Genomic DNA, 15,356 nt, shown 5'->3' with positions numbered 1-15,356 from the left:
ATACTGTACATTATTTTCAGTATAGTCCAGCATATCATTGACTAGAGTCATGCTCTTCTGGGGAAACCTCTTGATCGGCTGCGACGGCATTGAGGATCTGCTGTTGTTCAGCGCGGGTTAAGACCTTATCTGCCAAAGCCCGGTCGATCAAAGCTCTGAGCTCAGAAGGTTGAGGGGGTTCCACCGTTTTTCTCCTAGCGCTAGAGGGCAAGGGATCCCATAATGGGTTTTGGATCCAAGCAGGCACACCCGTCAGTATAGCGAGACAGTGGTGGAACCCCAGGTATCCCCAAAAAACCAGAGCTTCCAACCGGTGGGGGTGATCGGCGGTGGGCAGTTGGCGCAGATGTTGGCTTTGGCGGCTCGCCCATTGGGGATCCCGCTGATTGTTCAGGCTGCCGCTCCTACCGATCCGGCGGTGGCCGTGGCCGACGGCGTGGTCTGGGGTGCCGTGACCGACACCCAGGCCACAGCCCAGTTGCTGCAACGCTGCCCGGTGGTAACTTTTGAGAACGAGTTCATCCCGCTGGCGGAGCTGCAAAAACTGGATCCGCAGGGATCCCGCTTTCGTCCTCGCCTGAGCACGCTAGAGCCGCTGCTGGACAAGTTGCACCAACGGCAGTTTCTGGCAGAGCTGGGGATGCCGGTGCCGGCTTTTTGGCCTGCGGAGACGGCAGATCTACCTAGCCTGAGCTTTCCCTTGGTGCTCAAGCGGCGGCGGCAGGGCTACGATGGGCAGGGCACCCGCATCCTGCCCGACCCAGCAACCTTGCAACAGGCTCTGGCTGAGTATGCCGGGATCCCGCTGCTGGTTGAAGAGTGGATCCCGTTTGAGCGGGAGCTGGCGGTGATGGTGGCGCGAGGGCTGACGGGAGAAATCCAGATCTACCCCGTGGTGGAGACGGTTCAAGTTAACCAAGTCTGTCGCCACGTCTTGGTGCCCGCCCGCATCCCTTCCTCTGTTGAGGCCGAGATCCGGGATTTGGCGGTCAAGGTGATGGAAAAATTGGATGCGGTGGGCGTGTTTGCCATCGAGCTGTTCTGGGTGCCGCCGCCCCAGCCCAAAGCCGGGATCTGGATCAACGAAATCTCGCCGCGGGTTCACAACTCCGGCCACTACACCCTGGAAGCCTGCCACACCTCGCAATTTGAGCAGCATCTGCGGGCCATCCTCGGTCTCCCCTTGGGGGATCCTTCCCTCAAGTGTGGGGGGGCGGTGATGGTCAACCTCTTGGGCTACGAGCACTCCACCGGCGACTATGCCGAGCAGCGGCAGCGCTTGGCTGCGATCCCCAATGCCACGGTGCACTGGTACCACAAGACCCCCGCCCGCCCGGGGCGCAAGCTGGGCCATGTTACCGTCTGTCTGCCGAGCCCCCCCTCTCCTTCGGAAGCAGCGGCCCTTGTCCGCACCCTCGAATCCTTTTGGCAGCCATGAGCCAAGCGTCGGATCCCTCTTTTTCTCCGGCCATCCAAACCCTGATCCAGGCCATGCAAAGGCGGGATGTGCCCGCGGTAGCGCAGCAGGTCAACGGCCTCTCCCCCCAAGAGCGCTCCGCGGTGTTGACTCCCGCTCTCCAATACCTTGCCGAGGTGGATCCCGACAGCGCCCGCTGGTTTGTTCGCCACCTCATGGCCCCTGCCGTCAAAGCCCAACTGCGAGCAGGGATCCTCAAAGCCGCCCAAGATTACCTGCAAGAGGCCGGCTTCCAAGAAGGGATCGATTACGAGCTCAAGCCCCATCCCCAATCGGGGGGTCAGATCTTAAGCCTTAGCCGCCGAGCCCTGCCCTATGCCGCCCCCGATGACGATCCCTTTGGGCAGTTGTTGCTGGCCGAGTTCTGCGAATTGCGGGACTAGACCACCATGAGCGGTACGAGTTATCGGCTGCAGGTGCTCGACCTCACCGCCCTGCCCCAATTGCTGGAGCTGGATCGCCGCTGCTACGGCGGATACTGGGGAGAACAGGGCTATCGCGCGGAGCTGGAAAGACCCAGCAGCACGGTGATCGGGGCTGTGGCGGAACCGGCTGCCGCTGGCGCTTCCTGTGGCTTGGGCCGAACGGAGTTCCCCCCTCCCTCTCCAGACCTCGCGACGCAAACGACCCAAGCGCTCGTGGGCTTTGGCATCCTCTGGCGCATCGAAGAAGAAGCCCACATTATCTCGTTGGCGGTGGATCCCGACCATCGGCGGCGCGGCTTGGGCCGCAGGATCCTGGAGGAGCTGTTCAATCACGCTCGAGCCGCAGGCTGTCGCTGGGCCACGCTCGAGGTCAGAGCCTCTAACCACGCCGCCATCCACCTCTACGAATCGGCAGGGTTTCAATTGCTGGGACGCCGCAAGGGCTATTACAGCGGAGAAGATGCGCTGGTCTATTGGAAAAAGCCAATCTAGAAAAGCAACAACACTGAAAATTTGTGGAAGTTCGCAACCAGATCCCTAGACAAACCGGCAGCCAAGTCTGGCAATCCTACAGAAGATCAATATCGACAGAGCTTTAACTGCCCGGCTGAACTTGTCGTTATTTTGTAGGTTTTGTAGATCATTCAGATTTCCTCTTCTTCTGTACGCAAGCTGCCAGATGTAACTTTTTTAGGCAAAATTTGGCTACAGCCAATTAGGAGCATCTTTTGCGATTTAAGATTGCAATTAGATAAATGGCTGCGGACAATCTGACGATAGGCCAAGACATACTACAACCTAAGCAGACCCCCCTGTTCAGTGGCACCCCTGGAGCCTCGGCCAATTTCCTAGGCTGATGTGAATAAACGTAAAGTTTTACATCGAGATTCAGCACTCCTGCTTAAATTCGTGCTTTCCCCCCCCCCTGTCGGGCCAGCTTGCCTGAAAAAGCGCTTCAGGCTAACCTACTCTTATCATTTGTGCATCCTGAGCATTTGCAAGCTGTGAGGACAGTCATGGACACCTCGAGAAACACCATTGGGGATGAGACCATCTCTTTTTTCGTGAGTCTTTGGTCTAGGCTTATCGACTTTATGCCCAATCTACTGGCGGCGATTGCCATTCTAGTTCTGGGTTGGATCGTGGCCAGGGTGGTGGCTTTCGGCGTTCGGGGGCTGCTCAAACGGACGCAGCTTGATAACCGCTTGGCCACCTGGATTATGGGCCAGAGGCCCGGCGAGAGGCCTCCGCAAACTGAGCTCTGGGTGGCTGCTGCTGTTTACTGGATTATCCTCGCTTTTGTGTTGGTAGCGGTGCTGAATGCTCTCCAGCTTCAGGCTGTCTCCGATCCGATCAACAAGTTTTTGGGAGAGATTTTCGCCTATCTGCCGCGGCTGGGCGGGGCGCTGGTGCTGCTAGGGGTGGGCTGGGCGGTGGCCACGGTTGCCCGGCTGGCGGTTATCCAAGGGCTGCGGCGCTTTAACTTGGATGAGCGGCTGGCTCAACCCCTCCAACCGGAGGCGGCTGCGGAAGGAACTGCTGCCAAGCCGGAGGGAGGCGCTGAGGTCGCTCCCTTTCTCTTGAATGAAGCTCTGGGCGACGCCCTCTACTGGTTGATCTTCTTGTTCTTTCTACCGCTTATCCTGGACACGCTGAACCTGCGGGGGCCGCTGCAGCCAGTGCAAAACCTGCTGGATCAAATCCTGTCGATGGTACCCCGCATTTTGGGAGCGCTCATCATCGGTGTGGGGGGCTGGTTTCTAGCTTGCATCGTGCGTGGGATCGTTTCCAATTCAGAGGAAGCTAACCGCTTGGGGGCACGCTTTGGCATTCCCCAGCTGGCCCAAACGGTGGGCACAGTGGCCTACGTCTTGGTGTTGATCCCGGCAGTGATTGCCGCCCTCAAGGCCCTGGAAATCCGGGCCATCTCCGATCCAGCGGTGGCGATGCTGGAGCAGGTGTTGCGGGCCATTCCCCGAATTGCAGGATCTGCTCTCATCCTGGCCGTGTTCTACTGGCTGGGGCAGTTCTTGGCCGGCTTGGTAACCCAGTTGCTGCAGGCGGCGGGCTTCGACCGCCTGGCTGCCGGCCTTGGTTTGCCCTTGGCCACTGCTCCTGAAGCGCCTGCCGCTGAAGGGGATCCCTCGGCGTTGGCGAAGCGGCGCACCCCCTCTGAGATTGCCGGCTTGGTGGTCTGGGTGGGCGTGGTCTTGTTCGGGGCGGTGCCGGCGGTGGAGTTGCTGCAGTTTGCCGCTTTGACCGACATCGTCCAGGGGCTGTTGCTGATTTCCGGTCGGGTGCTCATCGGCGCCCTGGTGTTCGGGATCGGCCTTTACCTGGCCAATTTGGCCCATTCCATGATCAAGAGCTTGGGCAACCCCTCCTCAGGGGTGCTGGCCCAGGCGGCGCGGGCGGCCATCCTGGTCTTTGTCGGCGCCATGGCCTTGCAGCAGATGGGCGTGGCCACCGATATCGTGGTGCTGGCCTTTGGCTTGGTGCTGGGCGCGATTGCCGTCGCGGTGGCCTTGGCTTTTGGCTTGGGAGGTCGCGACGTGGCTGCCGAGCAGATCCGGCAGTGGCTCAAGCGGGAGTGAGAGCCTCGCTGGGTGAGCCTCTAATAAAATTGCCCCGCCTGGCATATGGGCGGGGTTATTCCTTCGACTCTGGGCCAACCTAAACTGGCTCTGGAACTTTGGCCTCTTCTACTGCTGTTTCTTGCACTACAATCTTGCCCCGGAACACAACATAGTTGTAGATGTTGTAGGACAAGATAACCGGGATCAAAAAGCCAATAAAGGTGAGCATAAACACCAGCGAACTGGGAGAAGCTGCCGCCTCGTAGATGGTAACGCTGGGAGGAATGATGTTGGGGAAAATCATGAACCCCAAGCCGATAAAAGAAAGGGCAAAAATGAGAAAGGTGTAAACCAAAGGGCTATTTTCCTCTCGGCGGCGCAAGCTGCGCAGCAACAGAGCCACCAACAAAAGCCCCAAAAGGGGGATTGCAGCAAAGATATAGAAAAGAGGCGGCGAGAAAAGCTGGGAGCGCGCCTGCTCCGACATAATGGGGGTGCTGATGGTAATAAACACTGCCCCCAGCAAAGTTGTCCACGTGGCGATGGTGGCTGTCCTGTAATAGGTTTTCTGGATTTCCCCAGTGGTTTTCACAATCAAGTAAGCAGAGCCGATCAAAACATACCCCTGGATCAGGGTAAGAGCCACCAACACTGTGCGCCAGGTCAGCCAGTCCCAGGGGCTGCCGGCAAAGTGGCCGGCTTCATCCACCCGGATCCCTTCGAAGACGCTGCCCAAGGCAAACCCCTGGCCCAAGGCTGCCAAAAAGCTGCCCACCCCGAAGGCGAGGTTCCAGACCAGCTTGTTGTTGGCGTTCTCCCGAAACTCGAAGGAAACGGCCCGCAAGATCAGGCCCACCACCATGATCACCAGCGGAATGTAGAGGGCATTGAGGATGGTGGCGTAGGCGAGGGGAAAGGCTCCAAATAGGGATCCCCCCATGAGTACCAGCCACGTCTCGTTGGCATCCCAAACATTGCCCAAGCTGGTCATGAGAATGCTGCGGCGCGTCTCGCTGGAAGCCGTCAGGGAAAGGATGCCAACCCCCAAGTCAAATCCATCGAGCAGAACATAGAGAAAAAGGAATAGACCGAGGATAAAAAACCAGACTTGAGGCAGAAACTGCTGTAAAGGCTCGAAAGATTCCATGGTCCTTCCCTCCGCTTTAGGTATTTCTAGCCAGGCTAGTTCGAGACAGTTCCCAACTGCGATGTCGCCTGGGCAGCGGCGCTACCGAGCTTCCGCCGGCCGGCGATCCGGCTCGTGGCGAGCAGGCTCGATCACGATCACCGGCTGGGTTGCCGGAACGGGGGCAGGCAGCTCCAGATTAGGCCCTTTGCGGATGATGCGGCTGCCAAAGTAAAGAGCGGCCACGAAAAACACCGTGTACAAGGCGCTCAGGCCGACCAAAGAAAACAGCACCTCTCCTGGCGGCAGCGGCGAAACCGATTCCGCCGTGCGCAGTTGCTCGTACACAATCCAGGGCTGCCGGCCCACACAGCGGACGATCCAACCGGTCTCCACGGCAATGTAGCCCAGCGGGCCAGCGAAGACCCAGGCCCACATCAGCCACTTCTGCTGGGAGAGGGCCTCCGCCGACAGCTTGCCCCTGAGCCACTGGATTAAGGTAACCCCCATAAGCCCGGCCAGAAAGAGGCCAATGGCCACCATCGTCCTAAAGGAGTAGTAGATCAGGCCAATCAGGTGAGGACGATTTTGCGGCTCCCAAGCCTTCAAACCATAAACCGGTCGATCCAGCCTGGGCTTAAACTCCAGCAGATAGCCCAGGGCACCAGGGATCTTCACCTCCCACTCGTTGCGCTCCTCTCGGTCGTTGGGCAAGGCCAACAGGCTCCAATCCGCCCGCTCGCCGGCGGGGATCGTCTCCCACTGCGCCTCCATGGCCGCCAGCTTGGCCGGTTGATAACGATACACTTGCTCCGCGCTCAAGTGGCCGATAAACACCTGCAAGGGGGCCACCACCAGAGCCATCGCCAGGACCACTTTGAGGGAACGGGAAAAAAACTCGCCATGCCGCCCCTTGAGGATGTACCAGGCACTGATGCCACCAACCACAAACAAAGAAGTCTCCAGGGTGGCAAAGAACATGTGGAGAAAGCTGTTGAGCATAAAGGGATTAAAAATGGCCTGCAGGTAGTCGCGCACCACAAATTTTCCATCGACAAATACCCCACCTGCCGGCGTCTGCAGCCAAGAGTTGGCCGTCAGGATCCAAAAAGTGGAGAGATTGGCGCCGAAGGCCACCAGGATTGTCGAGATCCAGTGAATGATCGGCGGCACGCGCTCCCAGCCAAACAGCATGATCCCCAGGAAGCTGGCCTCCAGCATAAAGGCCATTGTGCCCTCAAACCCCAGGACGGTTCCAAAGAAGTCGCCCACCGCCTCAGAAAAAGGGGCCCAGTTCATGCCAAACTGAAAGGCCATCGGCAACCCCGAGGCCACGCCAAGGCCAAAGTTTAACACATAGATCTTTGACCAGAAGCGAGCGTGGCGATAGTAATCTAGGTTGCGAGTTTTCAGCCAAAGTCCCTCAATGACAACAAGATAGATGGACATTCCTGTTGTTAAAACCGGCCATAGCATATGAAACATGGCCGTGAGGGCAAACTGTAGTCGAGAAAGGGTGACGGTGTCTAGAAACATAATTGTCCCCAAGCTTGGAGGGTTGTAATGAGTACAGCTTTACAACTTTAGGAGATCTATTTTCCGCTGCTCCTATGGTTACATCTTGGGCAAGACAACGCGCAGGCTGTTTAAGTCTAAAGGTTAACTTTAGAATCCTGGGAGTGCCAGCTTTTTCCTGTAACATAGGATACAAAAAATCTCAGCCCTGGAGCATCGGCCTGGCAGCCTCAAGGCTGGTAGCCAACTCACTTTCCCACTCCGGAAAGGGCTTGTTGAGGTTTCCAGCGGCTACAAATGCCAGAATTGGGATCCCGGCTTGAGTTTGCAGTCTGGGGTGGAAAGATGTCGTTTATCCCACTGGTGCACTTTCTTGCCCAATCGGGCTTGGTGCAAGAGTTGGCCGTCCGGCTGAGATCCCAGCGACGGGCTGCTTTGCAGGGAGGGGGGCGGATTGCCAAGGGGTTGATCGCCTCGGCTTTGGCCCAGCAGGAAGGAAGATCCCTATTGGTGGTTACCGCCACGCTGGAAGAGGCGGGCCGCTGGACAGCCCAACTGGAGGGCATGGGCTGGGAGAGCGTGCAGCTTTATCCCACCTCCGAGGCTTCCCCTTACGAGCCGTTTGACCTGGAGCCGGAGCTGGTGTGGGGACAATTGCAGGTGCTGGCCGATTGTCTCCAGGGCAGGAAGGGCATGGCCATTGTGGCCACGGAGCGGGCCCTGCAACCCCACCTCCCCCCCCCAAAGGTGTTTCAGTCTTTCTGCCTCCGGCTGGAAGCCGGCGCGGAGCTGTCGCCGCAGCAGTTGGGGCAGCAGTTGACCCGGCTGGGCTATCAGCGGGTCAGCCTGGTGGAAAGCGAGGGACAGTGGAGCCAGAGGGGCGATATTCTCGATATTTTCCCGGTGGCCTGCGAATGGCCGGTGCGCCTGGAGTGGTTTGGCAATGAACTGGAGCGGCTGCGGGAGTTTGACCCGGTGAGCCAGCGCTCTCAAGACGGGATCCCCCACGTTTGGCTTACTCCCACCGGCTATGGGCCTATCCTCTGGCCGGCTCTGCAGGAAAAAGCCGATCAGCTCTCCCAGGGCCTACGGCAGCAGTTGGAGCAGTCGCCCACCCCCCCGGAGGGCTTGCGCCGTTTTCTCGGCCTGCTCTACACCCCTCCCGCCAATCTGCTCAGCTATCTGGATCCCACCACCCTCATCCTGATCGACGAGCCAGAGCAGTGCCAGGCCCACAGCCAGCAGTGGCTCTACCACGCCCAAGAACAGTGGAAACAGGCCCAGGTTGCGGAGCCGGCTCTGCAGCCCTTTCACCGCCCCTTCGATCTCCATGCTCCCGACTGGGATCCCTTCCCCCGCCTGTTGGCCCGCGCCTTTGCCAGCTCCGACCCCGCCGAATCCGCCGCCATCGACCTGAAAAGCCGGCCCGTTCCTACCATCCCCCACCAGTTTGGATCCCTGGCCAAAACCCTGCGCGAGTACCGCAAGCAGCAGTTGCAGGTGTGGATCCTCTCTGCCCAGCCCTCCCGCACGGTGGCCCTGCTGCAGGAACACGACTGCCCGGCCCAGTACGTGCCCAACCCCAAAGATTTTCCAGCCATTGAACGCCAGCTCCAGTCCTACACGCCGGTGGCCCTGAAGTACTCCGGCTTGGCTGAGCTGGAGGGGTTCCTGCTGCCTACGCTGGGGTGGGTAGTGCTCACCGACCGGGAGTTTTTCGGCCAGCACAGCCTGGCCACCCCCACCTATGTGCGCAAGCGCCGCCAGGCCAGCTCCCGCCAGGTGGATCCCAACCTGCTCAAGCCGGGGGATTTTGTTGTCCACAAGGCCCATGGCATCGGCCAGTTCTTACGGCTGGAAAGCCTCACCATTGGCGGCGAAACCCGAGAATACCTGGTCATTCAATACAGCGATGGCTTGTTGCGGGTGGCTGCCGACCAGGTCAACTCCCTCTCGCGCTACCGGGCCAGTGGAGATGGGCCCCCTGCACTGCACAAAATGTCCGGCAGCACCTGGGAAAAGACCAAACAAAAAGTCAAAAAGAGTCTGAAAAAAGTGGCCTTTGATCTCCTGCAGCTCTACGCCAAACGGGCTGAACAGGAGGGCTACGCCTTCCCCCCGGATTCCCCTTGGCAGCAGGAGTTTGAGGAGTCTTTTCCCTATCCTCTAACACCGGATCAAATTCGCGCCGTCCAGGAGATCAAGCGGGATATGGAGTCTCCCCGCCCCATGGATCGGCTGCTGTGCGGGGATGTGGGTTTTGGCAAAACGGAAGTGGCCATCCGCGCCATTTTCAAAGCCGTAACCGCCGGCAAACAAGTTGCCCTTTTGGCGCCAACCACCATTCTCACTCAGCAGCACTACCACACCCTCAAAGAGCGCTTTGCCCCCTACCCCATTCAAGTGGGCCTGCTCAACCGCTTCCGCACTCCCGAAGAGAAAAAAGAGCTCCTGGCCCGCCTCAAAAGTGGCGAACTCGATGTCATTGTGGGCACCCACCAACTTTTGGGCAAGGATGTGCAGTTTCGCGATTTGGGTCTTCTGGTCATTGACGAAGAACAGCGCTTTGGCGTCAACCAAAAAGAGAAAATTAAACTCCTCAAAACCCAGGTGGATGTGCTCACCCTTACGGCTACCCCCATTCCCCGCACGCTGTACATGGCTTTGTCGGGGTTGAGGGAAATGAGCCTGATCCAGACTCCCCCGCCCTCGCGGCGCCCGATTAAAACTCACCTTTCTCCCTACAATCCTGAGGTCATTCGCACGGCTATCCGCCAAGAGTTGGATCGCGGCGGGCAAGTCTTTTATGTGGTCAACCGCATTGAAGGGATCGAAGAGACCAGCGCCAAATTGCGGGAATGGGTGCCCGGTGCCCGCATTGCCATTGCCCATGGGCAGATGCCGGAAGGGGAGCTGGAAGCGACCATGCTGGCTTTTAACAACGGAGAAATCGATATCTTGGTCTGCACCACCATTATTGAATCCGGTTTAGATATTCCCCGTGTCAACACTATTTTGATCGAAAATGCCCAGGAGTTTGGTCTGGCTCAGCTTTACCAATTGCGAGGACGGGTGGGCCGGGCCGGGATCCAAGCTCATGCTTGGCTGTTCTACCGAGAAGATGGCATCCTCACCGAAGAGGCCCGCAAGCGCCTGCAGGCCATTCAGGAATTTACCCAACTGGGATCCGGCTATCAGTTGGCGCTGCGGGACATGGAAATTCGCGGCATTGGCAACCTCTTGGGAACTCAGCAATCCGGACAACTCAACGCGGTGGGCTTTGATCTCTACTTGGAGATGTTGCAAGAGGCGATTCGAGAAATTCGCGGCCAAGAGATCCCGCAGGTGGAAGACACGCAAATTGACCTCAATATAACGGCCATGATCCCGCAGAGCTATATCCCTGACGAAGATCAAAAGATGCAGGCCTATCGCCAATTGGCGGCTGCCGGCTCTCGGGTCGAACTGTTGCAAATTGCCCAGGAATGGCAGGATCGCTTTGGCCCCTTGCCCAAGCCCACCCAGGAGCTGCTGCGGGTGATGGAGCTGAAGATTTTGGCCCGCACGCTGGGCTTTTCCCGCATTAGGCCGGCCAAGGAGCATGTGCTTTTGGAAACCCCCATGGAGGAGCCGGCCTGGAACCGCCTCAAGGAAGCCCTGCCGGCCTATTTGCAGTCTCGCTTTGTCTATCAGCCGGGCAAGGTGACGGTGCGGGGCCTGGGAATGGTGCCTGCGGCCCAGCAACTGGAGAACCTTTTGCAGTGGCTGGACAAAATGAGCTTGGCCCTGATGGAAGCCCGGATCCCAACAGCCACCTAGTCCTGGCTGCGGGGGGGCTGGGCTCTGCCGTGAGAAACTGGGATGGATGGCCGGCCCTTCTCGGGTGGAACTTTTGCACTCCCTTTTGCCTCGTGTTTGCCCCATGAAGGTTCTAGAAGCCCACCACCTTCAGAAAACCTACCGGCAGGGGGGCAAGGAGGTTCGGGCAGTGGTGGATGTCTCCCTGGCGATTGCGGCAGGGGAGATCCTGGCTTTTCTGGGGCCCAACGGGGCCGGCAAGACCACCACCATCAAGATGATCGCCGGGCTGATCCAGCCCGATGCCGGCAGCGTGCGCATCCTGGGGCGGGATCCCCACGCCGATCCGGGTGCGCTGGCCCAGGTGGGAGCGGTGCTGGAAGGCAATCGCAACCTCTACTGGCGGCTTACCCCCTTGCAAAACCTGGAGTACTTTGGCGTGCTGCGGGGGTTATCCCCCAGAACGGCTCGCCAACGGGGGGCAGAGCTGCTGGAGACCTTTGGCCTGGGGGAGAAGCGGGATGTTGCCGTGCAAACCCTTTCGCGGGGTATGCAGCAGAAGGTGGCCATTGCTGTTGCCCTTCTGCACCAGCCGGCTCTGCTGTTGCTGGATGAGCCTACCTTGGGGTTGGATGTAGAAGCCGCCCAAGCGGTGAAATCCTTGATCCGCCAAATTGCCGCTTCAGGTCGGGCCATTCTCCTCACCACCCACCAACTGGATATAGCCGAGGCGCTCTCAGACCAAGTGGCTGTGATCGAGCGGGGGATAATTATTGCCCAAGCTCCCACGCAGGAGATGATCCGGCAGTTTGCCGGCGCCGCCGGCTCTTACCGGATTGAGTTGGAGCAGAAGCTGGATCCCAGCCGGGCGGAACGCCTGGCCCAGCAAGGGGTGGAGATCCTGGGATCCCATCAGCTGCGCTTCAGCGGCTCCTCGGAGACTTTGTATCAGGTGCTGGAGATCCTCAAGCCCTTGCCCTTGCTCAGGATCAAGCGCGAGGAAGCGGATCTCACCCACATTTTCCTCAAGCTGTTGAAAAGGAGAAGGGAGCAGGGATGAGGCCACTGCTGTACCTATTTTGGGCCGAGCTGAAGCGGGCCTGGATCCAGTACATCCGCTATCCGGCAGAAGCCCTGGGCGGGATCCTGATCACCACTTTTTTCTTCTATGCCCTCTTTGCCGGCGCTCAGTATGTGGCGGGGCCGGCCTCGCAGTTTGGACAACGGCTGGATGCGGTGGTGATTGGCTATGTGCTCTGGACGCTGGTCATTTTTGTGGTCAACGACATTGCCCTCAACCTGCAGGTGGAAGCCCAGACAGGCACCTTGGAGCAGGTGTTGCTCTCGCCCTTTTCGGCGGCCACCCTGTTTTTGGCGCGGGCCTGCGCCAGCTTGGTGCTGCGCTTTTCAACCGTTGTCGTTATCTTGGGGATCATCCTGTTGCTTACCGGCAGCCGGCTGCACTTTCCCCCCACCCTGTTGTTGCCGTTGGCGAGCGTGGTGCTGGGGGCCTATGGCTTCTCGTTTTTGCTGGGATCCGCCGCCTTGATTTGGAAGCGCATCCAACAACTGTTGATCCTCAGCCAATTTGGCCTGCTGTTTCTGTTGGCCACCCCCACAGAAGAGTGGTCGGGATCCCTGAAGTGGCTGGGGCAGATGCTGCCCATGACGGCGGGGGCCGGCTTGCTGCGAGATGTGATGGTGCGGGAGGCGGGTTTGGATCCCTTGCGGCTGCTCATGGCTCTGGCCAGCGGCGTGTTCTACTTCGCCTTGGGGCTGCTGGCCTTTCGCCGGGCGATGCAGCTAGCCAAACAGCGCGGCATCCTGGGATCCCAGTAGGACGTTGTCAGAGGGAGCGTCGGTCGCCAGGGGAGCGCAACAGGTGAGGGAAGTGGTACTCCACGGCGCCGGTGGTTAGGTTGTTCTCGGGGGAGGCGATGCCCCGGCGGCTCAGCTCTCGCAGCGCCTTTTCAATCTCGTCAAAATCAGCAGGCAGTTCGATGGCGATCTCCGAGAGGGTGAGGATCCCCTGCCGCTGCTGCGCCAGCCGCAGGATCTCCCGCATCAAAGCCTGACCCTTCAAAGGCTGAGGCAGCGCCGAGACCCCCTTGGCGGGAGCCGGAGAGGGGCGGATCCCCTGCAAGACGGCCAGCTTGAAGTTGTGGTCGTCCACCATGCCTGGGATCAGAAACAGGTCGATCAACTGGCCAAAGCCCAAGAGCCCAAAGGTCAAAAGCCAGAGAAGGCCCGTCACAGTCTTGCCCAAGTAGAGGCGATGGACACCGCAGATGCCGAATATGCCCAGCGCCCAGAGGAGATAGGCAATACCGACCGATTTGGGCTCGGCGGGGAGCAGCAGGTAGCGAGAGCTCATAGGGACTCGTCCAGAAGAGGTGGGGCAGGTAACCCTAGTCTGCCATCTTTTGCGTTGGACAACCCTCCTTCCCCTGTCCTAAAAAGCAGGCCTGGATGTGGCTTCAAGCAGAAAAGAGCCTGAAAATGGGATCCAACCCTTCCATCTTGCAAAACTTCGTCACACTGAGGAAGCGGGGGTCACGCCTACCGAAGGCCAAGGAAGCTCGATGCTTGAGCCCATCTTGATCGGGTTGAGTGCTGTGCTCTGGGGCCTCCTCTGGGGCTACGCCACGCTGCTGGTCCTGCTGGTGAACTTCAAAGAACAGGGATCCGTTTACGCCTACCCCATGCAGGCCGTGCTGGATCGCTTTGTGGAATCGCTGGGGCTGGGCTGGCTTAAGGATCTACATGCCATGCAACTGCAGCCGCTGCGCCGGATTAGCTACGCCCTCTTTGCCGCCGTTACCCTGGGCGTCGTCTTGATGCTCTGGGTCTTGGGGTAAGAGGCCTCCTCAACAATCCTGGGTCTGCCCCCGAGGGAGATGGAAAATAGACTGCAGCTTTTTCAGGCAAGCCTGGATCTGGGCCATCTCTTCTGGATCCAACTTCTGAAAGCGCTCCTTTAGGTAGGCCACATGGGCCGGGAAAACCTGCTCAAACAGTTTTTCCCCCTCTTCGGTAAGCACGATCTTGAAGCAGCGGCGGTTTTCTGGGGGTACCTCGCGGCGCACCAACCCCTTCTGCTCCAGGCGATCCACGATCCCGGTCAGCGTCCCCTTGGTAACCAGTGTCTTCTGGGCCAGGACATTCATCGTCAGGCCGGGGGTGTTGCCGAGGGTTACCAACACGTCAAATTGGGGGGCAGTCAGCCCCATCTGCCGAATGTGAGCGCCGGCGTAATTTTCAAAGGCTTGGTAAGCCCGTGCCAGATCCCTCAGCAGCCCCAAAAAAGGCTCCCGCGCCGCCACCACCGAGGGCTTGAGGGCCTCGCCTTGGGGAAGCGGAGAGGACAGAGACTCAGCAGAACTGGGCATCGCTGCAGATCGTCGAACGAGACTAATCCATCCGACAAGAACAGTTTTGGCTTCATGATAGCCGACTGCAATATAGTCCTAATGCAAATTGACGGCCATTACGCCAACTCCATGAAGCTATTCCATCCCAAGGCAGCGTACAAGAGCTCTCTCCATATCCAGAGGGGGCTTAGGGAAGCGGGGCGAAGACCGGAAACGGCCCAGTGTGTTTCCAGCTTATTTTCAGCGACCTCGAGCCTCAGCCCTGGGGATCCCGGCTGCGTCTGGGCGGATCCCTCGGACGAGATGTCGCCATCTGGCTGCTGCGGCTGCGGAAGTTGGATAGTAAACTACCCGACTCCGACCGCCCCCCTTCCCCCCGTATACGGGGGGATGTAGGGCGGCTGGTTTACAGCAGCCCCCAAAAGTGCAATGACATAGGCGCTACGCTTCGCTGATGCTAACGCTCCGTTGTAGTCTGCGTCCCACCACAACCTTCACCCCAGCCCGCAGCGCCTTGTAGTACACAAACTGCCTCAGTTGATAGAACGCCCAACTATTGGACCGCCGACGCTCGGTTTTGTTGCGCGGCTGTGAGTTGACACGCTCTCTGATTCCAGTGAGGTCTGCCCAGGCAATCGTGCTATCGGTCGCCTTTGCCCTGGAAACAATAGCCTTGGAGATGCAGGGATTGACCCAGGTTTGCAAGCGTCTCTCCTGACCAGACAGCCGTTGCAGCAGTTCCCGACATCTCCGCCGTGAACTGCGTCTGCCCTGACTGGCTTTTTGTTGGAGGATCGCTCTCAACCAGAAGTAGTGGTCTCTGACCTGGTTCAACGGCTGTCCATGCCAGTTATCCCCCTCTGAGGTGTGTGCAATGTCTTTTCTACCCAAGTCCACCCCCATGACCTTGGCGGTGTTTTGCGGCTCCGGCAGGTCATGCTCCACACAAATCTGGATGGAGTAAGAACCCTCTTTGCGTTCGACCACCGTGGCCGATTGGGGATTGGTGCCGGCCAGCATCCCTCGTTGATAGTTGCCGATGGACAGCTCCAACCGTTCCCGCCCCTC

At 59.0% G+C, this 15,356-nt stretch carries 13 protein-coding genes; 8 read left to right on the top strand and 5 right to left on the bottom strand.

Going from position 1 to position 15,356, the window contains the following annotated elements; genetic code table 11:
- Window positions 1-271: 271 nt before the first annotated feature.
- From GG26_RS12595 to GG26_RS12580, 4 genes are all read left to right on the top strand, one after another.
- Window positions 272-1,438, top strand: a complete 1,167-nt coding sequence (locus tag GG26_RS12595; RefSeq protein WP_414390960.1) for a 5-(carboxyamino)imidazole ribonucleotide synthase — start codon at window positions 272-274, stop codon at window positions 1,436-1,438.
- Window positions 1,435-1,860, top strand: coding sequence for a hypothetical protein (locus tag GG26_RS12590; protein WP_099813122.1), 426 nt, complete (start codon window positions 1,435-1,437; stop codon window positions 1,858-1,860). The genes GG26_RS12595 and GG26_RS12590 overlap by 4 nt, the downstream gene beginning before the upstream one ends.
- A gap of 6 nt (window positions 1,861-1,866) precedes the next feature.
- The gene (rimI, locus tag GG26_RS12585; protein ID WP_414390958.1) at window positions 1,867-2,394 is read left to right on the top strand and encodes a ribosomal protein S18-alanine N-acetyltransferase; all 528 of its coding nucleotides are present in this window, start codon (window positions 1,867-1,869) and stop codon (window positions 2,392-2,394) included.
- 524 nt (window positions 2,395-2,918) lie between these two features.
- Window positions 2,919-4,496, top strand: coding sequence for a mechanosensitive ion channel (locus tag GG26_RS12580; protein ID WP_414390955.1), 1,578 nt, complete (start codon window positions 2,919-2,921; stop codon window positions 4,494-4,496).
- 79 nt (window positions 4,497-4,575) lie between these two features.
- On the opposite strand, the gene cydB is transcribed toward GG26_RS12580, so the two are convergent.
- Both cydB and GG26_RS12570 read right to left on the bottom strand, forming a co-directional pair.
- A complete protein-coding gene (gene cydB / locus GG26_RS12575) occupies window positions 4,576-5,625 on the bottom strand; it encodes a cytochrome d ubiquinol oxidase subunit II (RefSeq protein WP_414390953.1) in 1,050 nt (349 codons plus the stop codon).
- An 81-nt stretch (window positions 5,626-5,706) separates the two neighbouring features.
- Window positions 5,707-7,140: a cytochrome ubiquinol oxidase subunit I gene (locus tag GG26_RS12570; protein WP_414390950.1), complete on the bottom strand. Its 1,434-nt coding sequence runs from the start codon at window positions 7,138-7,140 to the stop codon at window positions 5,707-5,709.
- Window positions 7,141-7,464: 324 nt separating this feature from the next.
- Between GG26_RS12570 and mfd the strand changes: the two genes are divergently transcribed.
- The 3 genes from mfd to GG26_RS12555 are packed head-to-tail and all read left to right on the top strand — an operon-like array spanning window position 7,465 to window position 12,756.
- Entirely contained in the window at window positions 7,465-10,938 is a 3,474-nt protein-coding gene (gene mfd, locus GG26_RS12565) for a transcription-repair coupling factor (RefSeq protein ID WP_414390948.1), read from the top strand.
- 46 nt (window positions 10,939-10,984) lie between these two features.
- Window positions 10,985-11,977, top strand: coding sequence for an ABC transporter ATP-binding protein (locus GG26_RS12560; RefSeq protein ID WP_228375236.1), 993 nt, complete (start codon window positions 10,985-10,987; stop codon window positions 11,975-11,977).
- Complete coding sequence (locus tag GG26_RS12555; protein ID WP_011430591.1) at window positions 11,974-12,756, top strand: ABC transporter permease; 783 nt, start codon at window positions 11,974-11,976, stop codon at window positions 12,754-12,756. The genes GG26_RS12560 and GG26_RS12555 overlap by 4 nt, the downstream gene beginning before the upstream one ends.
- A 7-nt stretch (window positions 12,757-12,763) precedes the next feature.
- Here the strand turns inward: GG26_RS12555 and GG26_RS12550 are convergent, their stop codons facing one another.
- Entirely contained in the window at window positions 12,764-13,291 is a 528-nt protein-coding gene (locus GG26_RS12550) for a TM2 domain-containing protein (RefSeq protein ID WP_414390945.1), read from the bottom strand.
- Between the two features lie 208 nt (window positions 13,292-13,499).
- Between GG26_RS12550 and GG26_RS12545 the strand changes: the two genes are divergently transcribed.
- The gene (locus tag GG26_RS12545) at window positions 13,500-13,775 is read left to right on the top strand and encodes a hypothetical protein (RefSeq protein ID WP_099813128.1); all 276 of its coding nucleotides are present in this window, start codon (window positions 13,500-13,502) and stop codon (window positions 13,773-13,775) included.
- A gap of 9 nt (window positions 13,776-13,784) precedes the next feature.
- Here the strand turns inward: GG26_RS12545 and GG26_RS12540 are convergent, their stop codons facing one another.
- Both GG26_RS12540 and GG26_RS12535 read right to left on the bottom strand, forming a co-directional pair.
- Window positions 13,785-14,306: a MarR family winged helix-turn-helix transcriptional regulator gene (locus GG26_RS12540; RefSeq protein ID WP_228375232.1), complete on the bottom strand. Its 522-nt coding sequence runs from the start codon at window positions 14,304-14,306 to the stop codon at window positions 13,785-13,787.
- Window positions 14,307-14,729: 423 nt separating this feature from the next.
- The coding region (locus GG26_RS12535; protein ID WP_414390942.1) for an RNA-guided endonuclease TnpB family protein at window positions 14,730-15,356 on the bottom strand (627 nt) is incomplete at its 5' end.

The organism is Synechococcus sp. 'PEA 65AY6A-5F PE A', assembly GCF_047462575.1.
Taxonomy (GTDB): domain Bacteria; phylum Cyanobacteriota; class Cyanobacteriia; order Thermostichales; family Thermostichaceae; genus Thermostichus.
The sequence above is the reverse complement of the archived record's forward strand: the minus strand, read 5'-3'. Positions and strand labels throughout refer to the sequence as shown.